14 protein-coding genes and 2 pseudogenes are annotated in these 24,675 nt (G+C 40.4%); 7 read left to right on the top strand and 9 right to left on the bottom strand.

The window, feature by feature from the left end; all coding sequences use genetic code 11:
- Positions 1 to 2: 2 nt before the first annotated feature.
- Complete coding sequence (locus NST85_RS12685) at positions 3 to 1,388, top strand: MFS transporter (RefSeq protein WP_127193261.1); 1,386 nt, start codon at positions 3 to 5, stop codon at positions 1,386 to 1,388.
- Positions 1,389 to 1,593: 205 nt separating this feature from the next.
- Here NST85_RS12685 and NST85_RS12680 read toward each other — a convergent pair whose 3' ends face one another.
- The gene (locus tag NST85_RS12680) at positions 1,594 to 5,325 is read right to left on the bottom strand and encodes an Ig-like domain-containing protein (RefSeq protein ID WP_341189449.1); all 3,732 of its coding nucleotides are present in this window, start codon (positions 5,323 to 5,325) and stop codon (positions 1,594 to 1,596) included.
- A gap of 673 nt (positions 5,326 to 5,998) precedes the next feature.
- Positions 5,999 to 7,200, bottom strand: a pseudogene (locus tag NST85_RS12675) (macrolide family glycosyltransferase).
- Positions 7,201 to 7,443: 243 nt separating this feature from the next.
- Here NST85_RS12675 and NST85_RS12670 point away from each other — a divergent pair.
- On the top strand, positions 7,444 to 8,637 hold the full coding sequence (locus tag NST85_RS12670) for a hypothetical protein (RefSeq protein ID WP_341189448.1): 1,194 nt from the start codon (positions 7,444 to 7,446) through the stop codon (positions 8,635 to 8,637).
- Positions 8,638 to 8,745: 108 nt separating this feature from the next.
- On the opposite strand, the gene NST85_RS12665 is transcribed toward NST85_RS12670, so the two are convergent.
- The 3 genes from NST85_RS12665 to NST85_RS12655 form a co-directional block, all read right to left on the bottom strand.
- Complete coding sequence (locus NST85_RS12665) at positions 8,746 to 9,174, bottom strand: hypothetical protein (RefSeq protein ID WP_341189447.1); 429 nt, start codon at positions 9,172 to 9,174, stop codon at positions 8,746 to 8,748.
- Entirely contained in the window at positions 9,171 to 9,374 is a 204-nt protein-coding gene (locus tag NST85_RS12660; RefSeq protein ID WP_127193258.1) for a helix-turn-helix transcriptional regulator, read from the bottom strand. The genes NST85_RS12665 and NST85_RS12660 overlap by 4 nt, the downstream gene beginning before the upstream one ends.
- 166 nt (positions 9,375 to 9,540) lie before the next feature.
- On the bottom strand, positions 9,541 to 10,470 hold the full coding sequence (locus NST85_RS12655; RefSeq protein WP_341189446.1) for an alpha/beta hydrolase: 930 nt from the start codon (positions 10,468 to 10,470) through the stop codon (positions 9,541 to 9,543).
- Positions 10,471 to 10,730: 260 nt separating this feature from the next.
- On the opposite strand from NST85_RS12655, the gene NST85_RS12650 reads away from it, so the two are divergent.
- Positions 10,731 to 11,525, top strand: a complete 795-nt coding sequence (locus NST85_RS12650; protein ID WP_127193256.1) for a helix-turn-helix domain-containing protein — start codon at positions 10,731 to 10,733, stop codon at positions 11,523 to 11,525.
- A 266-nt stretch (positions 11,526 to 11,791) separates the two neighbouring features.
- Here NST85_RS12650 and NST85_RS12645 read toward each other — a convergent pair whose 3' ends face one another.
- The gene (locus NST85_RS12645) at positions 11,792 to 15,754 is read right to left on the bottom strand and encodes a carbohydrate-binding domain-containing protein (protein ID WP_127193255.1); all 3,963 of its coding nucleotides are present in this window, start codon (positions 15,752 to 15,754) and stop codon (positions 11,792 to 11,794) included.
- A gap of 409 nt (positions 15,755 to 16,163) precedes the next feature.
- On the opposite strand from NST85_RS12645, the gene NST85_RS12640 reads away from it, so the two are divergent.
- A complete protein-coding gene (locus NST85_RS12640) occupies positions 16,164 to 16,937 on the top strand; it encodes a spermidine synthase (protein WP_246054222.1) in 774 nt (257 codons plus the stop codon).
- A gap of 319 nt (positions 16,938 to 17,256) precedes the next feature.
- Here the strand turns inward: NST85_RS12640 and NST85_RS12635 are convergent, their stop codons facing one another.
- On the bottom strand, positions 17,257 to 19,644 hold the full coding sequence (locus NST85_RS12635) for an ABC transporter ATP-binding protein/permease (protein ID WP_127193254.1): 2,388 nt from the start codon (positions 19,642 to 19,644) through the stop codon (positions 17,257 to 17,259).
- A 302-nt stretch (positions 19,645 to 19,946) separates the two neighbouring features.
- The gene (locus NST85_RS12630; protein WP_341189445.1) at positions 19,947 to 20,105 is read right to left on the bottom strand and encodes a hypothetical protein; all 159 of its coding nucleotides are present in this window, start codon (positions 20,103 to 20,105) and stop codon (positions 19,947 to 19,949) included.
- 38 nt (positions 20,106 to 20,143) lie between these two features.
- On the opposite strand from NST85_RS12630, the gene NST85_RS12625 reads away from it, so the two are divergent.
- Positions 20,144 to 20,818, top strand: coding sequence for a response regulator transcription factor (locus NST85_RS12625; RefSeq protein WP_127193253.1), 675 nt, complete (start codon positions 20,144 to 20,146; stop codon positions 20,816 to 20,818).
- A 35-nt stretch (positions 20,819 to 20,853) separates the two neighbouring features.
- Positions 20,854 to 21,852: a sensor histidine kinase gene (locus NST85_RS12620; RefSeq protein WP_341189444.1), complete on the top strand. Its 999-nt coding sequence runs from the start codon at positions 20,854 to 20,856 to the stop codon at positions 21,850 to 21,852.
- Between the two features lie 72 nt (positions 21,853 to 21,924).
- On the opposite strand, the pseudogene NST85_RS12615 reads toward NST85_RS12620, so the two are convergent.
- Positions 21,925 to 24,249 (bottom strand): annotated as a pseudogene (locus NST85_RS12615) (glycoside hydrolase).
- A 146-nt stretch (positions 24,250 to 24,395) separates the two neighbouring features.
- On the opposite strand from NST85_RS12615, the gene tlp reads away from it, so the two are divergent.
- Positions 24,396 to 24,617: a small acid-soluble spore protein Tlp gene (gene tlp, locus NST85_RS12610; protein WP_127193251.1), complete on the top strand. Its 222-nt coding sequence runs from the start codon at positions 24,396 to 24,398 to the stop codon at positions 24,615 to 24,617.
- Positions 24,618 to 24,675 lie beyond the last annotated feature (58 nt).

Raw genomic sequence — 24,675 nt, 5'->3', positions numbered from 1 at the left:
AGATGAATGTTCGCAGCAGGTGGCTAATGATTTCCATTGGCCTTGGAATACTATTGAACCCTTTAAATTCTTCAATGGTTTCAGTTGCTATTCCAAGGCTGCAAAATGTGTTTCACCTTGACTATACAGGTGTTTCCTGGATTATTTTTTCTTTCTACATTGCAAGTAGCATCGCTCAGCCTATCATGGGAAAAGCCAGTGATCTATTCGGTCGTAGGAAGATATTTCTTACGGGTCTTGTTGTTGCTTTCATTGCATCATTATTAGCTCCACTATCACCAAACTTTACATGGCTCATTGTGTTCCGCATTATGCAAGCCATCGGAACAAGTATGATGGTAGCGGTTGGAATGGCACTTGTGCGAATTCATATTACGGAGAAACAGGCGACTGCGCTGTCCATTTTGTCCATATTCCTATCCGGGGCAGCAGCCATTGGTCCCTTTATTGGTGGAGTCATCATTCACTGGTGGGGCTGGTCAGCTATATTTTTCATCAATATTCCATTCGTGCTAGTTAGCTTTCTATTATCTTGGAGGAATATTCCTAAAGACAAACCATCATCATCCGTTTCACGTGGCTTGTCCTTGCGTAAATGGTTTGATTTGATTGATGCGTCAGGGATTTTGCTCTTCACAGTAGGTCTGGTTGCCCTGCTCGCTTCATTACTCTCAGCAAAATCATCTGGGCATATCTCATTAGGGAATGTTATTGCCTTGTTGATTGGTCTCGCTCTACTGGGAGCATTCATACGACATGAATTAAGAGCGACGTCACCCTTCATTCCTTTACGCACATTCGCCAAATATCCTGCAATGACTTGGGTTAATGTCGAATTCATGCTCGTTAACGTACTTTATTACTCGCTCTTTTTCGGGCTCCCGTCTTACTTACAAATGGTACGTCATGTCAGCGAATTCCAAACAGGGATTCTCATGCTAAGCTTAGGCCTCAGCTCACTAGTTACTTCTCCAATAGCAGGTCGATGGATCGATAAATCAGGACCAGGGCCGGCATTGCTAGTGTCCGCTATTTTGATGACATTTGGATCGGTGTGGCTCGTGACATTGAATCAAACTTCACCGGTTATCAGCGTGTGTTTCGCTTTAGCTGCATTTGGTATTAGCAACGGATTGAACAATGTAGGTATGCAAGCGGCCTTGTTCCAAAGTTCTCCACAAGAAATAATCGGGGTAGCATCCGGATTATTTAATACATCAAGATATCTGGGAACTATTCTCTCTTCCTTGTTGATAGGTATTGTAATGGGAGGTAAGTTCAACTTTGAGGGTTTTCAAGTGCTGGGGATTATCCTCACGGTAATTGCATTGTCTCTGGTATTCATGAGTCGGAGACACCAGAAGTCAGGGCAATCGCATGAGTCGTAGGTTCCACCAAATTCAAATTAGATGGAGTATCGATCATTTCCTACAAGATTTCTTTCTTGAGTCCAATCACGGAAATTGTATTCTCACGGTATTCTTTATCTCCGTAGATTCCTATTATTTTGTCAAACCCGTTTTTATTCCAGAATCGAAGTCAAAGGCTCCCCAAGATCACGTATGATCGCGGGCAGCCTATGTTTCTTATCTATTACATTTCGAGAAGATTAACCGATTCTAGCAAACGTTGGATCATAACAACCGCTTCAGCGCGAGTAGCATGGGTCAATGGACTTAAAGTGGTGGTTGTTTGGCCTGAAATAACACCAGTATACACCGCTTTGGCTACATCATTCTTAGCCCAACTACTGATCTTACTGTGGTCATTGTACTTCTCCAAATATGATGAGGCAGAAGACGGCAATGATACTGTCACCTCTGCTGTAGCTGCCGCACGAGTCATCATGACCGCCATCTCTTGACGTGTAATCAGACTATCAGGCTTGAAGGTTCCGTCTGTGTTCCCCATTACAATACCTGCTTCCGATACAGCACCGATGTAAGCAGCCATTGTAGCACCTGTATTCACGTCCTTAAACTTGGAAGCCGCAGACTTATTACCGGACAGACCTAGGCCCTTCGAGATATAAGTCGCAAACTCGCCTCGGGTCATTGATTGCTCAGGCTCAAACTTTGTCGTGGTTCGGCCTTCAACAATAAACTTACGGGCCAATGCCTGGATAGTAGTCCCTGCCCAATGCTTGCCAATATCAGTATAATTTGCAGAACCTCGTACCAGAGCATAAGCACTATTGCCTTTACTTTTAAAGGTAGCAACCGTCTTGCCCCCTGAAGTGGTGAATAGAGTAGGCACGTACGACAATGCATCAGCTTCCGGATCATACCATACTACAGCAGCAGACTTTGCTTCTATCGACGTTACAGTATCCATAGAGCGAGACACATTACCACTGAAACTTGGTATCTTCTTCTCTGTCGCTTCAAAGGCTGCTACTACCTCAAAGTGAACAGGACCTGCTAGAATAGATGCATTTAAACGATTGATCGCGGACGTCAGTGAGTTTATCAGACCAGTTTCCCCTTGGTCGATCTTGATAAGAAGATCACCCACTACTTCGCTTGATCCAAGTATTCTGGATATTTCGGAATAATTCAAAGACTGGACCGGAATCTCATACGTAATATCGTTATACTGCACTGCAAAGCTTGCTCCTTTGCCAAAGTTGGCGGCGTTCTGAAGGGTGCTAAGAGGTACAGCTACGATTGCAGCCCGCTCGGTATCGGGAACCTTAAATACTACACGCAGTTTATTCATCCCCGCACTTTTTGCCGCTTCATAGGCATTATTGATTGGCAGTGCTGAGATGGAATATTTGTTTGTAGAAGTGCCTGCAGGCGATACAGCTGAAGTCGTTGTAGCTGCGGAAATCTTTAAATCAATTCCACCTCCGACGGCTTCAGTGTATTCCCCCAATAAGGAGTTTAAAGTCGTCTGATTAGCAACTGAAGTGGATGCGAACCCTTCAATTGTCTGCCCGCTTGTCGTGTGAATTCCATTAGCGCTTGGGTAATAGGAAATGTACACGGCTTCACCAATCTTTGGCGAAGAATTTAGTGTCAATGTAACTACAGAACCACTTATGGTGACTTTCTCAACGGAAAGCATTACATTCTGACTCATAATCGAGAAAGAAATAACGGAAGGAATATAGTTCGTATTCAACGTTTCATTAAATGTTAGCGTAAGCGTCTTGCCTATTACAATTGCGCTATTCAAAGAGCTTGTACCTGTGCTGACTGGCGTGTATACCGAATTTGAATTAGACGATGAAGTCGCATTCGCCAAGCTATAACTGCTAAATGCTGCGACATTAACGCCATCTGTATCGGTAATTGGATGCGTGCTTGGCAAATAAGTAATATATGCCGATTGTCTGTCCGTTATTGTACCGTTAAAAGTTAACGTCAGAACTCTGCCGCTTGTATTGAGTGAACTCGCACTATAATAATTTCCAGCTATGTAGACACTGAACTGTTGATACGCGTTACTGCTTGCAGTAGCTAGTTCTTTATTGAACGTCAATGTAATCGTATTTCCAGAGACTGAACCACTTACTAGTGTGGGAGCTATTGGACCCACTAATGGTGTAACATCACGATTAGAAATATCCAGTGCTTGATTTTGCAATAAATCCTGAATACCACCACTCGACGGTTTCGAATAAGAGAGCTTAACTACTTGTCCATTCATTATGGCACTAGACAACGTTACCTTCACTGTCGCGCCCGAGATTGATATCGCTGTTGCGGGACGACTCACGCCATCCACCGTAATATAAAAGCTGCTTACCGCGGGAATAGAGTTTCCATTTAAATCTTCATTAAGTGTCATCGTAATCGTGCTTCCGCTATATTCCAGCTTGGTTACAGTTGGCGGTATAGTATCAACGGCTATCGTTTTAAAAGTCCATTCGTTTTGGTTCTGAATCCCGCTAAATGTATTTCCAGCCAAATTTACAATAGCATCAGAAGCTATCTCTATATAATAATTGGTACTACCTTCTAATCTCACTCCAGTTGGGAGAGTAATATGGACTATAGTTGTATTCGTACCATCGACATAAAAGTTTGTCTTTATATCTTGTGCAGTCTTACTGCCAATAGGTTTTATCCAGATGGAGCCTGCACCTTTTACAACCGTTTCACTAAATTCAGCAGTAAAATCACTATCTGTCAGAACATTAGAAGTATTATTAATTGGATACGTCGATACTATAACTAATGTGGGAGCTATTGGATCCACTAATGGCGTAACATCACGATTAGCAATCTCAAGCGCTTGATTTTGCAATAAATCCTGAATACCACCACTCGACGGTTTCGAATAAGATAGCTTAACGACTTGTCCATTCATTATGACATTAGACAACGTTACCTTCACTGTCACGCCCGAGATTGATATCGCTGTTGCGGGACGATTCACGCCATTCACCGTAATATAAAATCTGCTTACCGCCGGAATAGAGTTTTCATTTAAAGCTTCATTATATGTCATCGTAATCGTGCTTCCGCTATATTCCAGCTTGGTTACAGTTGGTGGCGCTTTCAAAGGAGCGGCAGCTGTCTTGAAACTCCAGCTATAACCAGGATATTTATTGCCTGAACTATCTTGAATAACTCCATTTGGAATCGAAAATGTATAAGTCGTATTTGGATACAATGCTACTGATGGTGTAATCGTAATGGTCTTGGAGCCACTGCCTGTCACCTGATTAGATGTTACCGGGATTTGTCTATTATCTAAGGTAGTAGAGCTTAAGTCCGATACTAAACTAAATTCTCCGCTAGCTACATATACCTCTTCATCAAAAGTCATCGAGACTGATGATGTAATAGGTACATCCAGTGCCCCTAGTGCGGGAGAATGGGCTTGAAGTACCGGTGGAATGCGGTTTACTTGCACTCCCGTCTTAAAGTTCCACTCATAAGTTGATGCAATTCCATTGAAATTCGCGCCGTTAGAAACGTTAGCGAATGCGCCCGGCTCAATATTGACGTAATACTCCGTATTCTCTTGAAAAGGTTTACTTGGTTGGATCGTTACAACTTTTCCTGTCGAATCGATTGTAACTGCTCCGCTGGAGGCAACCACGAAGCTTTCGAACACGGTATTCGTATCATATTCATAGATAGTAATGGTCGCGGATCCATTCACTTTAGTAATGCTCTCATCAAACGTGAAGGTTAGTTTAGCACTTGGTACTACGCTTAGAAAGTCATCTGCCGGACTAGTGCTTACAATGATAGGGCCCTGAGCTGCCGCTTTAATTGGTTGGGATAACGTTAACCACTCTGGCAATGAGATTTGAAGTAATACTACAACAGCCAGAACAAGACTTATCTTTTTAAAATATCGGTTCAATTTATTCACTCCTAAAAATTAGTCATGTGTCCCTTCTGTTGATTGTTCAACAAGCTGACCTTTCAAATTCATGTTAATACTCTTTCCGAGTACAACTTTGTTCAGGACCAGCTCTTACCTCAACATTTCCCACTAATATTTTTCGACATTTTTGCTATAAAAAAACTCTACTAATAGACTACTATACGCAAAAAGACACCCTCGTCATAGTGACCGTTGTCATTAATTTTGTCACATGACAAAATGTATTTTTTTGTGATAATATTTATCTTTCATAAAACTCTTCAGAATGCATGCCCTAAAACATAACTCCTTTACCTCTGCAAAAATAAATTAAAAACTCAAGTAACAACCTCACTTGAGTTTCCAAGAGAAAATATAGGAATGACATTTGCTCTCAATTTGAACCATCTTAAATAAGCCATCTATTTAAGCTCTTCGAATTTCACATTCTGTGCTAAATAAGAGATATCTTTATGATGACCTTTAATAGCTTCGCAAATCTCTCATGCTACTAGGGGCACATGTTGTGCGGATTGCGGCTTTATCATCCAAAAATAGTCGATCTAAGCTTAGAAGCTTATACCGACTATTTTTTAGTGTGTAGCAGTATTAAATTATCCCCCCACAATCTCATACCGCAAACGATGCTCCTACGTTGAGGGCGATTCGATTAATCCGTCATACCTAGACTTCGTTTATACGCAAAGATCTCCTCGACGGCTTGATGATACCCACCTGCAGCTCGGAACGAATCACCCATTTCAACGCTTAACTTTCGAATTGCCGCATCTTGTAGTACTCTTTCCGCAGCCTCTCTAAGATCTCGAGCGGTTAAGCTTTCTTGATTGAGGTGGATACCTGCACCGATTTCAGCCACACGCCGCGCCACAATAGGTTGGTCAGCGCTTTGGGGAAGTACAATCAGCGGAACACCATAATACATGCCTTCACTGGTGCTGTTCATACCGCCATGTGTGATAAATAATTGGGAATGTTGCAGTACTTCGATTTGCGGTACGTAATTGCGAACGATAAAATTTGCAGGAATAACTCCCAATTCTGCAATCTGAGTTTGACTGCCGATGGATAGAATTACGTTGTATTCCGTTTCGGCGAATGCAGCAAAACAAAGCTTATAAAAATCCATCGCTTGATTAAAAACGGTACCGAGTGATATATAAATCAAACGATCCGTGTCCACTTGAGCGAGATCAATTTGAACGAGTGCGCGTGGCATGAAAGACGGTCCAACAAACTTGAACGTTTCATCGAAGCTTTCCCCTTCTGGCTGGAAACGTTTCGATGTGTAGACGATGGTCAACGGCGCGGGATTACAAAAAAACTCGTAGGCGGAGCCAATTTGCACATTGTATTTCGTTTGCACGTTACTGATCAGCTGCCCGAACTCCTGTTGTTCTCGCTCATTCACTTCTGCTGGGAGATGACGCGAGAGATGGTCTTGCAGACTGTCAAAGCTGTTTTCTTGAATTGCAAAAGTTGTGCATGAGTTGATTGCAGGCAGGCCGAGTATTTGTGCAAACAAACGCCCACATCCGAACATCGAGTCGTGAATTATGTAATCGAAATGTTCTCCTTTCGTTTGCTCCAGAACACTGGGAATGAGGATGTCAGCGGTGCGCAATAGCCCTCCTACTCGAGCCCAGGGATTTCTTCCTCCGGCAACGAACGCCTCCACAAATTTTCCACCATCGAACGTAATCACCTTTGCACCCGTTGGCTCGACGTAATCACGAAATTGTTCAGCTATAAAGTAAACCAAATCTTCCCCACGACGGATAAGTTCTTGAACCACCCGAGGGTTGGATTGATATGTCCTTCGGAACCTCCATTGATCACCAAAACGCGAGCCATAATTATCACCTTTCATACTGTGTCATTCTCTATTTAAACGAAACGATGGAGTAAACTTTAGAATACATATTGTAATTGTAGCATGTAACTCAATAAAATCGGTTCTTTGTTAACTTACCAAGTCTTTCAAAAAAACATCCTATCGATTAGTATTAAGACAGAATATTTCCAGTTATGAGATTTTTATGATTTCAGGTAATTCTGTTATTCACCACTACTCAAATCAATACGAGAGGTGCTGTCATGAGAAAACGATCCATATACATTTTGTTGTTATTTCTCATTCTATCTCAGTTCATGGTAGGATGCTCGGAACATTACAAGACGGATTTTCTTAAGAAGTTTGATTCCTATCTTTCATATTCTTTAGGCGACTTTGAAGTCGTCGATGCAGAAACAATCAAATGGAGAGCGGATCCTCTACCTGTAAGAGGATCGGGCCTACGGTGGGTTCTAGCTTTTACGGACGATCGCGGGTTCGATAGAGAATTTACATTTAAAAATTACGGGTACACGCAAGGCGGGGATCAATCTAATTTCGGATATGCTGTGATGGAATATGCTATGAATTTATGCGAAGAGCAAATTACTACAGATGTGCTACTTAAATACTTTCATACAGACGAAATAGGATTACAAGAATACCGGACGAATGAAACAAAAATATCTGTTGCACTGATCAATGAGTATCCGCCTAAGGGAGACGACTATTATGCTAATTTTGTTGACCCACAAAAAGGACTTCAACTGAAATCGATTCATCCGAAGCAGCTTATTAATGACTGGGGGGCTTCCTATAACTTTTTGTTTCATACTTTAATTGACAACGATGACCAGATGAAAGAGTTCATGGCAAAAATAGAACTGGTATTAAGAGATTATGCAAAGTATGTGAACAACTATGATCTACTTCCCATTGAAGTGAATGGGGAAAACTATGAAGATGGATACCATGGAACATATAATAAGGAAACAGACTCGTTTACTTGGATCACTAAAAAGGACTACTTGGAATCGCTAAAGTATATCGATGGAAATTTAAAAAAAATCGAAAAGGTCATCATAAACGGGAAAGAGTATCTTGTTAATAAAACCTATAAAGATGAAAATGTTTACTTTTTTGCAGATAGCGTGACTTATAGTCAGACTACCAAGCAGTATCATATAAATGATTTCGAAGATCTCCTGACCCTGCTTGGATACAAGGTATCTATGCCTAAAGAACACGTAGGACCTATCATTTGGAGTGTGGGCACAGACACGTACTCAGTCAGAAAATTAAACGATTGGTCCTTAAAAAAGAACGGTGGTACTAATTTGTTGAAATACAGTGGTCATGAGTGTGGTGGAATCTCGCAATCCGACTTTGAAATGTTGAGTAACACTACCGTATATATGGACAAGGAAACATGGACTCTTGTAGTCAACAGTAATTAGTATTTCAATCACATTGTAAATAAAAGGGTTCAACCCCGAATTTCTACGAGGTTGAACCCTTTTTTACTGTAATAAGTAGCCTACTCGCTCTTCATAAACCAAAAACCATTAATTTTCTTTGTTCTTTTTCACTCGAATAAATACTGCATACAGTTGGACGAACAGATAAGCAATAACGAAAGGAATTATTATTTCCATAGAAGCACCCATTAAGGCATATGCCATCAGCAAAGCACCAAAAACGTAGGTCATAATATCATATCCCTTTGCCTTTGCTGTATTGGCAAGCATAATATTACGCTCGTCTTTTTGATCAATCTCCATTTGTTTAGCCATTTCAGGATTTTTTTTAGCAGCCCATTTACTGAAAATATCCCCAATTCCATGCCCAAACGCTCCACACCCAATACCAATTAAGAGATACGGCAATGCTTTCAAAATACCCTGTGGCTCATCGAAAGATTTCATGAAATAAAAACCAACCGCAAATAACAAAACACCTAGAATACTAATAAAAACACTTTTCATTTTCTTCATACGGACTCCTCCTCATAGATAAAAATTTCCTCAATGTTCATCCCAAAATAACGTGCAATTTTGAATGCTAATATAATCGAGGGATTATATCTGCCATTTTCTAATGAACCAATTGTCTGTCTTGATACTTCTAATGCAGTCGCAAGTTCTTCTTGTTTAATCCCACGTTCTTTGCGTATCTCTTCTAAGCGGTTCTTCAAATTTCCACCCCTCACATGTAAAGCTAGCTTTCCTTAATTTCATTATACAACCATTTAATAGTATGTAAAGTTGACTTTCCATTATTCGACTTATCTATATAAGAAAATCGCAAAAAAACACGTCTGAATTGACGTGTTTCAATTAACGTAGCCACAAAGGCTACGATTAAATGTGATCAAACCCCTTTTGTAGCGCTCTAATTCTTCTCGCTTTATTTTCAAGTACGATCTGGCTGGTTTCTACCATATCGTACCCATGGACAGTCCCTTTCGTGATATTGAGTTCAACAGGAACATCACTATTTTGAAGAGCTTCAGTATAGTTTATTCCTTCATCTCGTAAGCAATCGAACTCGGCTACTTCCACATAAGCATTAGGTAAGTTTGTAAATGAGGTTGCTTCCATAGGGGAGGCATATTCCTTTTTGCCATCCACACTATCTTTTAGATATAAATCCCACATCTTTTTATTAAGTTTAGAATTCCACATGGGAGTATCTGTATATTTATTTATGGACTCTGTGTTCTGTCTTGCATCTGTAACAGGATAAATCAGTAATTGGAAGCAAAATTTCAAATCGTCTCGATCACGTGCCATTAAGGTTACACCTGCAGCTAAAGCGCCACCTACACTATCACCACCCACTGCAATTTTATTTCTATTAATTCCTAGCGTATCAGCATGATTATAGACCCACTTACAAGCAGCATAACCATCTTCAAGGCCCACAGGAAAATGGTTCTTTGGCAACAACCTATAATCAACAAATACAACTTTACAAGGCGTTTGAAGAGCATAATCTATACACAAATTGATGTGATAAGGTGCTTCTTTTAACGCAAATGCTCCTCCATGAAAATAAATTAAACAACGATCATTATCTCCAATATCTTTGGGCTCAAATATTCTAATAGAAATCTTATCACCCTTATATCCATCGATCTGCTTTTTCGTTACTTTTACTTGATCTGGTAATGGTAGTTTATTGTTATTTCTCTCCATTAACTTGTTTAAAACCGGTAATACTATTGGATAAAAAGGTAGTTTTGTTTTTTCTAGTTTTTTAAAATCACTGTTTATCTCATATTTACTCAATTTCGACAACTCCTTATATCAAATAACCTCATAGTTATGTTATCCTACGTTCCAGTCAAGCAATAGTTCTAAAAGAAATGTTAAATACAGAAACAAAGACCCACTAAGGGAAACCGATGATGCTTAGAACCGTTTATTCCAATTTACTGAGTACTACGCATTTGCAACCGCAAGTGGCGCAAACGCAACCTCAATCATATAGCATTGATTCCATTGTTTTTCTATAATTAAGGTCATAAATAGCAAAGGAGAGTAAGCCTATGTCTTTTAGCGAAAAATTGTTGCAACTTAGAAAAGAAAAAAGTTATTCACAGGAAGCACTGGCCGAAAAATTGTGCACAACCAGACAGGCAGTCAGTAAGTGGGAAAACGGACAAGGGTTCCCCGAAACCGAAAAGCTGCTTATGATTGGAAACCTGTTTGAGGTATCCATCGATTATTTGCTGAAGGAGGGCGAGGTGAAGGGCGGCGTTGAAGAGCATGGTTTTTATGTCAGCCAAGAGATGGCGGAAGGGTATTTGAGTCATCAGCAGAAGTCATCCAATCGCATTGCGACAGGCGTGTGCCTGCTAATTATGGCTTGTTTGCCGTATTTGATGCTTCGACAGGAGCCGGTCGTTTATTCCTTTCTTATCATTTTGTTGGCGGCAGGGGGCGTCGTTGCTCTCGTGTCCGCCATACTGAAAGATGAGGAACGGTACCATGTGCTGGGGAAAGAAGCTCTTATGCTAGATCAGGTTTGTGTAAAGCAATTGACGGAACGTTTGAATCGATTGAAGAGTAGGTACGCAGCTATGATCATCGTCAGTGCTGGTATGGTGGCGGTAGGCGGAATGGCTTTTTTGCTAGAGAATAAAGGGATCTCCGAAGGCGCATTGGTCCCTTATTATCCAGTGTGTGTTGTTTTGATCGCGATGGGCGCATATGTAATTATTCGAACTTCTACACTGTGGTCCTCCTATAGTCTATTGATCTACAATGAGAAGCATATTAATCGGAGGAATGACGGCTTCTGGAGAAAAATCAGGAAAAAGTTGGCCGATAAAAATGCATAACATTTGGAAGAAGTATAATGTTAACAATATTTAGCGATACCTGATTATCGATAAAGAAAACTAGCTAAATCATTACACTACTGGGTCACGATAGTGGAATCATTGAAGCGTCAGACCAGAATTTTATTCTTGGTCTGACGCTTTGTCATTAAATAGTAAACTGTACCCTATCGAGTAGACACTTTTAAAAAAATCTCGATAGGGTACAGCTTATTCGGGAAGGTTTTTTGTTCATTTCAGATAAACTTCAAGGAAATCCCAAAGACCTACTCAGCAATTAACCTAGAGATCACTTGTGCACTTTCCGCACGTGTTGTTTTATCTTTTGGGGCAAATTGATTGTTTGTGAGTCCATTAATCAAACCAAGCGAATGTGCTGCTGCTACAGCATCTTGTGCCCAAGAACTGATATTAGCTTGATCGGCAAAGACTTTTGCAATTTCTGCAGAAACCTTTCCACCATTGCTGTACTCATAAGCGCGTACCAGAACGACAGCCATTTCTTCACGAGTGATGGTGGCGTTCGGATCGAACTTCGAAGCGTTGCGTCCATTTACTATACCAGCTTCACTTGCTGCTGCGATTGCGCTTGAATACCAGTCCGATGCCCCCACATCGCTGAATTGCTTTTGTCCACTCTCCTCGATACCCAGTGCTCGAACAATCAGCGCTGCGAATTCTGCACGCGTAATGAATCTATCAGGTGCAAACTGATTGTCACTTACACCCTCGATAATTTGTTTTGCTACCAATTGCTTAATGACTTGTGAGGCCCAATGCGTCTTCGTCACATCAATGAACGACTTATCATAGCTTAGAACGCCGTACTTACTGAAGTGACTGATCTCGGCACTCATTTTACCATCCACAAGCCTTCCGCTGACATACTCTAATGTGCCATCATCAGCAATGCTGTACATACCCATCAGTTCTTTGTTTGCAACAGCATTTACTTTTAGAGCTATCGTGATTGGCTGTTCAAATTGAGTCAGCTTTATTTCTTTGCCGTCTTTACTAATGATCGATATTGAAAAATTGAAGATTTCACTTGCTGCCGCCACATCAGCTTTGTTCTTAGCTGTTACTCTGCCAAGTAGAGCAGCACGATCCGCAATGGACAGCGGAACCATTTGGAACGAAATTGTTGCTCCTTTCAGCTCATCCGCAGTGAACAAACTCTGAAGGTGCTTGTAGACTTTTCCAGGAATTTGAACCGTAATATCCTCATTCTCAAGCTCTATGATGACCTTATCATCAATCACTGCTAAATTAGCTGAAAAAATTACTTTTGTCACTCCTTTGGCAATTTTGACAACTATTTTACCGTCTTTATCAGCTGCTGGAAGGGCAATCGCTCCGTTGCTTGGAAGTGCGCTTCCACCGCTATTACTTGTGTTACTATTGTTATTGTTATTATTACTGTTACTATCACTGCCTGCTTTGAATGGCTTAGCTTGCTTTTCAGTAGAATTAGCACTTTCGCCAGCTTCATTTCCAGCAGATACAACATAGTAATATGTCGTCCCATTGGTCAGTCCGCTGTCCGTATAACTTGTTCCGCTTGTTACGGCTGCAACAGTCGTATAGGGTCCACTTGAAGTTGTCGACCGTTTCACGTTGTAGTATTTTACACCTGGTACTGCACTCCAAGTTAGCGTGACCTGGCTATCGCCTGCATTCGTCGAAAGTCCGTTAGGGATTGAAGGGATAGGAAGTATCGCTCCAGGCATAGCGGATCTTTCCCTATAGCTGTAGGTTCCTCCGTCACGATCGACGGCAGTAACAATGTAATAGTACGTTGTGTTATTCACTACTTCGGTATCCACATAATTTGATCCATATACTGCTGAGGTTACTGTAGAGAATGAACTACCAGAGGTCGTCGAACGCTCCACGTTATAATATTCAGCATGCGATACCGGCTCCCATTCCAGATTGACCAGACCATCTCCAGCAGTCGCCACCAAACCTTGTGTAAACCTGACATTATCGATAGACAGTCTCCCCGCAAATTCACTCTCAACATCCGCGAAAATAAGAATCATATTACGCAATTCCGTATCATCTTTAATCCCAGTCAGATCTCTTATATTGAAACTTACATTATAGTGATACACTGCGTCAGTTATAGAAGCTGAATCTAGGTCATCGAATTCAATGTTATAACTTCCCGGAATTTGCTGCCAAAATCCCCCAGCAGGCGGCTGAAATACTAGATTAATTGCCATGGCTCCTGAACTTGCCCGCTGAGGCTCGATATACAAATCAAACATCACATAATCGTTATCTCCACGAACTAATCCTTCCTTATATAACTCTAATCGTGGAGCTGAGGCCCATCCATCAGAAGGCTTGACTTCAGGATATGCAAACTCCCAAGAAAGAGCATTTGTACCCTGTATCTCTTCTATTGTAAGAGCATCCTTAACTGACGACTCCGGATTCCAATCCCAACCTTGCCTCGTCTTGTCTTCAAAGTCAGATGGAAGTATGGCTGTTCCCTTAGGATCATGAATAACCGGAATTTCAACCTTTGTACCCGTTACAGTAACATTGTCCAAGGAAATCACATTCGCATCTTCTGTCCCTACGAACAGAATCAGATTCGTCATGATGTTGTTGTCTGTATGCATAGCAATCGTCTCAAGTGATGGAGAGTCATCTGTAGTGATCGTTAGAGTTGCTATAAATTTATCTCCATAAGGAACAAAATCAGTTTCCGTTACCTGAATTGCCCGAGTCGGATTAGCCCATCCTGCTGAGGGCCCTTGCGGGATCGCGGCAATCGATACCGTTGTCTTCGCATCTACGATAACATCCATAGATAGTTGTTCCACACCCAAGATATTAGCCGATTTCCCCCAAGCATCTGCGGAAAGTCGGATATTGGCCCAATAGTTTCCTTCACTAGTGTCATTGCTAATATTTAAGCCTGTTATTTGTAAAGCATTATCTGCGTTACTTAATGTAATACTCTCTTTATTCGGGCTATCTCCATTTACACCAAAACCTTGTGTTGTTCCATCATTGAAATCCCATAAGACTTGGGAATATTTATTCCGATCTATCGGCTCATAAGGGATTCCTTTAATTCTAGCCCTTACATATTCACCCGAAACCGACAATTCTGGTAAAGACCAAACTTGATCACTACCTGGATCTAGACTCGTTGCATCTTGTTTGCCCAACTCTAAAGGCATAAAAGCCGCTGAATTTTCATTCTTATTCGTTAAAGACCAGTTTATCCAGCTAATATTGTTCTCATTTAAGAAATCGAGCCATATATCAGCTTCATCCAAGTAAGGTCCGCCATCACCGCTAGCTTGACTTGTACCCCACTCCGTTGAAAATATGGCAATCCCGTTGTCGAGTGCATATCTTGCGTTGCTCATCACATTGGTTCTATCTGTACTGTCCGAGGCAGGCATATGTGTACCTGTATAAAAATGTACTGTATACATGATGTTATGGGAATCTATTGGTTCATCAACTACTAGGTCTGGCCGTTGACTCCAATTGGGAGTACCAACAATAATAATGTTGTTCTGAGCATTCCCGTTCACAGGATCACGTAACATACTCACGATGGGATCTGCGTATTCTTTGACCGCTAGCCATCCATCTCTATCATTCGTAATGCCCGGTCCATCGTTGTTGTTGGAGCTTGGTTCATTCGCTAATTCATAGATAATGTGTTCGTTATTCGGATATAATCCGGATATCTCCTCAAAGAACTCCTTAGCGCCACTATATATTTCCGCTCTTGGATCACCCGGTGCATGTACATGCCAATCCACAATCACGTACAGATCATTTGCTATCGCATAATCTATTCCTTGAATAACTCTTTTTTTAATTATCGCTTTGTTAGCTTCTGTTCCATATCCATTCTCCCCCACATACATAGCTAGTCGAATGACATTAGCGTACCAGTCATTGGCTAGTGCCGCAAAAGCATTATCATTGATAATTTCCGGAAACCATTGTAAGCCGTGCGTGCTCATTCCACGTAATTGAATAGGATTTCCATTTTGATCACCTAGTGTTTTTTGTCCATTATGATCTATTAATTGTAAGGCACCGCCAATCGACGGTTTAATTGCGGTTTCAACAATTAAGTTAGAGTCTATAGGTTCTGTCGTCGCGCCTGACATGATTGGCATAAGTGAACTTACTAACGTAATCGTCATCATGATTGCAACCATACGTATTTTCAACTTATTTTTCACCTTCTAACCTCCCAAAACTTAGCCATGTTTTTGGAATTAACCACGTAAGGATTACCAGAGAAACGTTTCTCTTTTTAACAAAAACTCATCATCGAAATATAAATGTCAGTTTTATCTTTTCTCTCTCCTCCTTTTTGTCCGTTTTGGTAGAAGAACGCTTCCAATAAAAGCGATTTCAATTCATAAACGCGCGTTTATTTTTGCGTTCCCAGGGTCCTTTCATGTTTATTTCCGCTATACCTGGTTCATATTAGAACCGGATTACAGCCTCTTGCAACAGTGTATGAATCGTATTGTGGAACGAGTCCATATTTCTATATTTTCAGCGCTATATTCATTTCGAAGAAATAATTCAATTCAGTGGTATACTGACACCATACAGCATGTCTTAAAGGAGATCGATGATTTGGTGCAATACCTATTTAAAGAAGTCACTAATAATCAAGAGTTACAAGTTTACGACACGACAAAATTATACGGGGAAACGGGAAACTTTCGCGTCCTGCAGTTTGCAAATGCGGCGATCCAAGGTGCGATGGATTTAAATGATCCGCAGCGCATTTTGTTTGAATATCCTCGGGCCATCATCCACCTTATGGAGTGTAACAACCCGTCTTTCGAAGACGTTTTTATGATTGGTCACGGGATTGGAAGTATTGCTGGTCATTATTTGGATAAAAGATTCAAGATCGCCGAACTCGACGATCAAGTTGTGGAGTTAAGTAGGAAGTATTTTGGATACAGCGAGGATAATGTAATTATTGGGGATGGTCGCAATACACTTAAGGGGGAGCAACCACAAACTTATGACTACATTATTATCGATGCATTCAACGAAAAAGGAACCCCCCAGCATCTGATATCTAAGGAATTCTTCACTCTCACAAAAGAAAAACTACATCCCCATGGTTCGATCATTTTGAACTTGATGGGTAAAGGAAACAACGACAGACTAATGAACGCCATTCATACGACGCTTTGCGAAGAATATGACTATATTCAATCGTTTCAACTACCTTCTGAAAGTGTCTCGGACGTAAAGAACATCATTATTATGGGCTGCAACTCCCCTATCCTATTTCAAGCACAACATATGGCCGGCTTCATTAGGCTCGAACTGGGTCAAGGGCATATCATTAGGGACAGCAAACACTCTGCACTTGTTCCTGACATTCAGACGTAGTTAATTGACGTAAAAAAGAAGGGTTCAACCCCGTATTGCTACGAGGTTGAACCCTTTTTATTCCTTTTTAGTATGGCTCTATATTAGAAGCAGTGCTTGCTAAAAGTATAAGTAGATCGTAGCGGAGAGGACGGAATTGTCCTGAAGAAGCGCAGCGGTCGCCTTTGCCACTGGATTTCAACCGCTTTATGCGGTTTCAAATCAAGAAATCCGGTGGCAACAGCGATCGTAAGGATAATCCGTCCGCGTAGCGGCCATCAATCTACGGTTATATATTTGAAGCACTGATTTTGATATTGAGCTGCTACTATTTTTCAACCTATTCGCTACGTAAAGCCGTAACCGGATCCTTCTTCGCTGCCATCTTAGCAGGAATGAAACCACCAATCATCGTAAGCACTACACTAATAATACCTAGCGATAATGCATGAATCGGATTAAGTTGGGCAACGTTCGAGAGTTCAGTGAGATTATAAAGTATAGCATTCACTGGGAATGTTAACAGATACGTAACACCAATACCAAGTAATCCTGAGCAAGCACCAATAATAAAGGTCTCTGCATTAAATACTCGTGTGATATCCTTCTTCCTTGCACCCAAGGCGCGAAGAACACCAATCTCCTTCGTTCTTTCCATAACAGAAATATAAGTGATAATACCAATCATGATCAACGATACCACGAGAGAGATTGCCGCAAATGCCACAAGCACCATGGTAATACCATCCATAATCCCACCAGAAATACGTGTAACAATGGCTGCCATATCTGTGTATACCACTTTGTTCTCTGTTTCTAAGTCTTTATTCCACTCATCCAGATAAGTAGTGATCTTTTCTTTTGCTCCAAAATCAACCGGATATAGTGAAATAGAAGCTGGAATCTCTGTTGCACCCAAGGTAGCTAACATCTCATCTTTGGTTGGAGCGACATTGGAGCCTGCAGACATAGCTGATGCCATTCCACCGGCCGGCATTGCACCTGGACGCATCCCTGCCATTGCACTTCCACCCGTTGCATCCTGAGACAATAACTCTCCAGTAATCACATTATAATCTGCTTCCTGTTGTGCCTTAACGATCTCTGAGTTTTTCGCATCCTCAATAAAATAGGTTGCAAGTTCATCAGAGTATGCAACTCCGGCAGGTAGCGTAGACATCTTGGATTCTTCCTGACCGCGAATAACACCGACGATTTTTAAAGTTGTCGCTTTGTCGCTATTATACATATCAATCAAATTCGAAACATTACCGTTAACGGTAAACTGTTCACCGTTTTTGACGTAATAATCATCATTCTTAATCAGTTTCAATTCATAACCAATCAAATCATTAAAATCTACGCGGTCTGTGTCATGCTTAATACCCAGCGCATCAAGTGAGGCATTGTCCAAACGATTATATTCATCCACTATGAGAACAAGATCCGTCATCTCTGTTGGGAAGCTTCCCTCAAGTAGATCATAGTATTGCTCTAAATAGCTGCCTGCGGCATCCCCATGCTTACTGGGATAGGAAGAAAAGCTTAGATTCCCCTTATTCAATGTTGTTGCCTTGTCTCCGTCCAACTTCAACATATTCATATTCACTGTACGAGTATAAGATATTCCATCGATAAGTGCTGGGTCAATCTTCTCAAGATAATCCATATACTCAGTAGATAATACATTATTGTGAAGAATAGAATTCTCTGTTGGATCGTATGGGAATAGTGCCTTCTCTTCCGTATAAGCAGTAAGGTCAGTACCACCAAATGAAGGATTTTGTGTCATATCAACGTTCATGGCAGTCTGACTAATCGTAATTGGAAAAGTAGAGAGTGCTCCCGTCTCATAAGAACTGATTTGCTTATCAAATCCATTCGATAATGAGAGGATTAACGCAATGCCGATAATACCAATACTAGATGCAAAAGCAGTTAATCCGGTTCTCCACTTCTTAGTTGCTATGTTTTTACCCGATAGTTTTAATGCTGTAAGAAAGCTCATGCTTGTTTTCTTGAGTTTATAATTGGATGTTAACTTTTGATTGGCTAGAGGATTGCTATCCGATACCGCCTTACCATCGGAGAACTTGATTACACGATCCGCATATTGTTCTGCCAATTCAGGATTGTGAGTAACCATAATGACAAGCTTGTCTTCCGCAATCGTCTTAATCAAATCCATGATTTGTTCACTAGTCTCTGAATCTAGCGCACCTGTTGGTTCATCCGCCAGAATAATATCAGGATTGTTCGCAAGAGCACGCGCAATAGCAACACGCTGCATCTGACCACCTGACAACTGGTTTGGTTTCTTGTGTACATGGTCTTTCAAGCCGACCTTTTCAAGCACTTCCATTGCCTTCTTATTCTTCTCCGCTGCGGGAACACCACTAAGTGTCATCCCCATTTCAACGTTATCCACGATACTTAGATGTGAAATCAGGTTATAGCTTTGGAATATAAAGCCTACACTATTATTACGATAAGCATCCCATTCTCCATCTTGAAAGTTTTTGGTGGATTGTCCGTTAATAATTAGCTCTCCACTGTCGTACTGATCAAGACCACCGATCACATTTAATAAGGTCGTCTTACCAGACCCACTCTGTCCGAGGATAGCAACAAATTCGCTCTCCCTGAAATTAAGACTTACCTTGTCCAGGGCAACTTGCGTGAATTCCCCAGTCTTATAACTTTTTGTAATATCTTTTAGCTGTAACATACCGATGTTTCTCCCTCCTGATACTCTTTCTCTCTTTGTTTATAGTACTCAGTATATCAACCATATATAAACTAAACCTAAACTAAGTTAATCTTCTTCAAGTTAAACTTCTTCAAGTTAAACTTCTTCCTTCTTACAACTGCCACACATTAGCGGTTGAGATTTACTTTATATTTATGCGTTATACTAATATTCGTACAAGCCTATAAATGAAATGGCTCAATTTAGAAATCAGTGATTGACTGTACAAGCGAACAGAGCGAAGGGTCGGAGGGATTCTGAAGAAACGGTAGTGTTCGCCTTTAAAGCCCTATTTCAACCGATAATCCTTTTTTATTCAAGAAATAGGGCTTTAACAGCGATTGTAAGAACCCTCCGACCCGCAGCGGCGTCCATTCGATCAAAGGTTGTTCACTGATTTTGGTGTCTAGACATTTCTTTTTGGTGTTGAGACGTTTCATTTACTTTTCATATCACAAATACCTTCGGAGGTACCTTTATGTTTAATATCCTAGTCGTTGAGGATGACAAGAAATTACGTCAGTTATTCTGCACGGTTCTTACCAGAAATGGTTATCGCGCACTATCTGCGGAAGATGGGAAAGATGCACTCTCTATTTTAGATAAGGAATATGTAGATTTGATCATTTCAGATATTATGATGCCGCATATGGACGGTTACGAACTTACCAAAACCCTCAGAGAAGCAAACTTTAATCTTCCCATCTTAATGGTAACGGCAAAGGAAAACTTTGCTGACAAGCAACGAGGGTTTCTCGTTGGAATAGACGATTATATGGTAAAGCCAATTGATGTTAATGAAATGATACTACGAGTCGGAGCACTGCTACGCCGGGCCAAGATTGTGAGTGACCGTAAATTAGAATGTGGGAATACTCTATTGGATTATGATTCGTTAACCGTATCTCAGTATGAAGAAAGCATTCTTCTTCCACAGAAAGAGTTTTATTTATTGTACAAACTATTATCGTATCCGAATAAGACCTTCACCAAGCAGCAGTTGATGGACGAAATATGGGGTATGGATTCTGAATCTGATGAACACACGGTAGTCGTGCATATTAACCGCTTGCGAGAGCGGTTTAAGGGTTGTGCCGATTTTGAGATTATCACCGTAAGAGGTCTGGGTTATAAGGCGGTGAAACCGACATGAAAAAGTCTATCTTCAAAAGTCTTTGGTGGTATTTTGTGTCATTAGTATTTTTAATTATCTTGTCATCCTTACTGATTATGGCACCATTAGCGTTTTTGTACATTCATTTCTCAAATACAACTCAACACGGTAGAGTTCCTTTTTCACCCATACTAGTCATTGTATTGCTCAGTCTTGTTATCGGTAGCATCATTACGATCATGGTAGGGAAAAAAATATTATCCCCGATTACTATTTTCAGCAATGCTGCAAAAGAAATCGCCAAGGGAAACTTTGAAATTGAGTTAAATGAATCCCATCGAATTAATGAAATTAGTGAAATGGCGCATCATTTCAATATTATGGCCCAAGAATTACGCAGCATCGAAACGCTACGCAATGACTTTGTAGTAAATGTATCTCATGAATTTAAGACACCTATTGCTTCCATTGAAGGCTATGCCACATTGTTACAAGATAAGACCATCACAGAAGAAGAACATGATGAATATACAGAGATGATTATAGGTAGTGCGCGGCAATTGTCCATGCTTTCCGGCAATATTCTGAAAATTTCCAAACTCGAAAATCAAGAAGTAATATCCGAGAAAAAGGAATATCGATTAGATGAGCAACTAAGGCAAGCCATATTACTATTAGAGACCCTGTGGGAACCTAAACAAATGACGCTTAATATTGAGCTTGAGAAAGTTCATTATTACGGTAACGAAGAACTTATGATGCAGGTGTGGTTGAATCTATTAGGAAATGCGATTAAATTTACGCAAGCGGGCGGAGAAATATCGGTAAATCTTGTACCACAAAATGACTATATTTCAATCACAATATCCGATAATGGTATCGGCATGGAGAAGAATGTAAGGAAGCACATATTTGAAAAGTTCTATCAAGGAGATCATGCCAGGTCTGGCGAAGGAAACGGACTCGGTCTTTCATTAGTCAGTCGTATTATCAACTTATGTGGGGGTACGATTGAGGTGGAAAGCGAATTTGGCGTAGGTTCAACCTTTACGGTCAAGTTACCTATTGATTAGTACGATCATGTCCTCCCATAATACAAATAACCGCCCGACTAACCTAAGAAGGTTAACCCGGGCGGCTGCTATTTAATTCGCTGATTTCACTTCTGGCTTATATATCGAATCACGATCCCCATCCATTATTAATAATGATTTAGCTGGTATTTTTGAGGCTCCAAACATAAATTCAGTTTCCGAAAAATTGGCTACAACTCTTAAGTCCTCACCATATTTCGTCATTTGAACCAGCCTATCGTCTGATAGAACCTTATAGTCAGTCATTTCTCTAGTTATTGCCTTTTTGCTGAATTCCGACCATACCTTAGAGTGATTTATGATGGTTTCTTTATGCTTTTTCCACTCATCTTTATCTATGTGATATAAAGGCGGGACATTATAAAGTACTTCATACAACATTCTATTTGATATTTCATCTTCAATTTTCAGTGTCCCCCATCCCCACCAATAGGCTGTAACCACTGCATCGTTGTAGACCAGCTTGTACAATGGGATGTTATACGTTTCATCCAAAAATAACTTTTTATAGTTATCTTTTAAAGGTATTTGTTTAGCAAATAATTCAGGAACTCCGCCCGTACTAGAGTAATATCTTCCTACGTAATAATCGCTATTTTTGTTGCTACTCATGTCCTTATCCATCCAGGAAAATGACGGCATTTCTATTCCATGTGCAAAGGCGATACTTTTGTTAGCAAAATCATTCCCGCCCTCCGTACCTACAACCATTCCATGCTCTGCTTGAAGATATTCCATTCTCTCCATTCTTGCCTTGATATCTTCTTCTTCCGTGGTAATATGCGCAGGTGAATAATCATCGAATACCTCACCAGTTCCATCTGTGTCTAAAAACTATGAGTTAAATGGTAATCCCGTATCTAAAATAGAGTTAACCCGCTCTTTTACACTGGGCATTGCCAAAGTCGGATTCAATTTTCTACCTACACCTTGGAATCCTTCAATTTTGTTACCGTCCTTATTGGTTACGGTAGCATCCTCAAATAGCGAAGTATCCGTAAACTTAGCTGTTTCCCACTGCTCTTCACCTGGTTTATGGATCGAATGATAAGAATCATAGGTGCCAATTAGATATCCTTGATCATTTGCTTCTTGTACCAACTCTGGTTTGATAAATCCTTCTTGCCAGTCATCCAAACCGATCCACATTTTGTCTATGCCCGAATCCTTCATAGCCTTTATCACATCAACTGTATTTGCATCTGCCCATTTATCTATGGGGTCAACTAGATTTCCAAGGACGCTTTTAAGAAGCATCTTATTTAATTCAATCAATTCTACAGGATTTAAATTCTCCACACCTTTGTTTAATAATCCTTGAGTTTCTTTGTCTGTATCCGTAAATATTTCCGCGTTATAAAACTCCTTCAACTGTATTACGGAGCTCAAGCTTTTTAAAATTCTGCTTTTGGTATACTTGTCTATATAATCTAAGGAAGTCATGTCATCATACGCTGATCCAAGTTCTGCCCCATCTTCCACCTTAGTATTTAATAAATCTTGAATCCATAATTTCAATTGGACAGGAAATTCGCTCCTAAATTGATCCCATTTAATATTTTCCTCAGAAATCACACTTCTATCCCAAAAATAAACATGCGGAGCGCCATATAGCTTTTCAATATTGCTATTTTTTTTAGCCTTCTCCGCGAGAGTTTTGAACTCTCCCTTTTCAATCAGATAGTTCTTATAAGTCTTTGCAACATTCACCGGATTTTTCTCCGTAAGATATATCCTAAACCCATATTCCTTAGTCTCATTTATCGAAGTGTACTCATGATTAAAAGCAAACTCAATTCCTTGTTCTGTATCAAACGAAATCTCATTATTATAAGGATTTTTAATTATATAAACTAATGAGTATTTACTCTTATCCACTGCAAAAAACTGCATAGAGAAAGACTCAATTACTTTCACTGTTTCTTCGTTTAAATACTCTTTCCAAACTTCATCACCACTCGGAATATACTTCCCTTGGTGCAGCGGAAGCATATATCCCTCTCCTTTTACTAATGGCCATGCGAAGGAATTTCCATCTTTTTTATTCGATTTTATTGTTAAATCTATATATTGCTCCTTTTGTTCAATTTCAACATCGATGTCCTTTTCAGGATACGTCCAGGTCACTTTATCACCATTGTTATTTAAGTCGGATACCTTCATTTCTGTTAATGGCTCAGATACGGTCTCCGTAATACCGCCGGATTCCACCTCAAGCTTAAAGGTTGTAGGATCTACATTAAATTTAAAATCTAGACTTTCTTGCTGTGAATTCACCTCTCTCCCTTTGACATTTTGGTCGTCTGTACATCCTGCGAGCAAGCTTACTACAGTTGCAGTAACTACAACGATCGATAATATTCTTTTCGTTTTCATATTGATTCCCCCCTGACACGTATACTAACTTAGGGGTGTTACGTGAATGTTACAACAAATATTCAACGAATAAAACAACCCATCACGCGGGAAAATAACCAAGGTGTTCAACGCACATTACAATTTTATGTTCAGGAGGTGCACCCTTGGCAAAACCCGACGATCGGTCTGATAATGTTCAGAAACTGAATGAAAGCATTCAGAATACGGTTTCAAATTTCCGCGAAGGCCAAAAATATTTAACCGAATTCTCTGAAGAGCTTTCGAGCGAACAGAAGCATCAAATCGAAAAAAAGAATGCAAAACGCCTTAACGCAATTGATGGCTTTCGAGAAGAAGTAAAAGATGAGCAAGCCGATCAACAATAAGTACAAACAACAAAAACAAGATCTCCTTCATTTGAAGAGAGATCTTGTTTTTGTGTTT

This window comes from Paenibacillus sp. FSL K6-2524 (genome assembly GCF_038005525.1).
Taxonomy (GTDB): Bacteria; Bacillota; Bacilli; order Paenibacillales; family Paenibacillaceae; genus Fontibacillus; species Fontibacillus anaericanus.
The sequence above is the reverse complement of the archived record's forward strand: the minus strand, read 5'-3'. Positions and strand labels throughout refer to the sequence as shown.

Excerpts from the sequence above, each read along its gene's own strand:
- NST85_RS12635 (WP_127193254.1), bottom strand. The coding sequence starts at position 19,644 with ATGTTACAGCTAAAAGATATTACAAAAAGTTATAAGACTGGGGAATTC.
- NST85_RS12650 (WP_127193256.1), top strand. The coding sequence starts at position 10,731 with ATGTCTTTTAGCGAAAAATTGTTGCAACTTAGAAAAGAAAAAAGTTAT.
- NST85_RS12670 (WP_341189448.1), top strand. The coding sequence starts at position 7,444 with ATGAGAAAACGATCCATATACATTTTGTTGTTATTTCTCATTCTATCT.
- NST85_RS12625 (WP_127193253.1), top strand. The coding sequence starts at position 20,144 with ATGTTTAATATCCTAGTCGTTGAGGATGACAAGAAATTACGTCAGTTA.
- NST85_RS12685 (WP_127193261.1), top strand. The coding sequence starts at position 3 with ATGAATGTTCGCAGCAGGTGGCTAATGATTTCCATTGGCCTTGGAATA.
- NST85_RS12665 (WP_341189447.1), bottom strand. The coding sequence starts at position 9,174 with ATGAAGAAAATGAAAAGTGTTTTTATTAGTATTCTAGGTGTTTTGTTA.
- NST85_RS12630 (WP_341189445.1), bottom strand. The coding sequence starts at position 20,105 with ATGAAACGTCTCAACACCAAAAAGAAATGTCTAGACACCAAAATCAGT.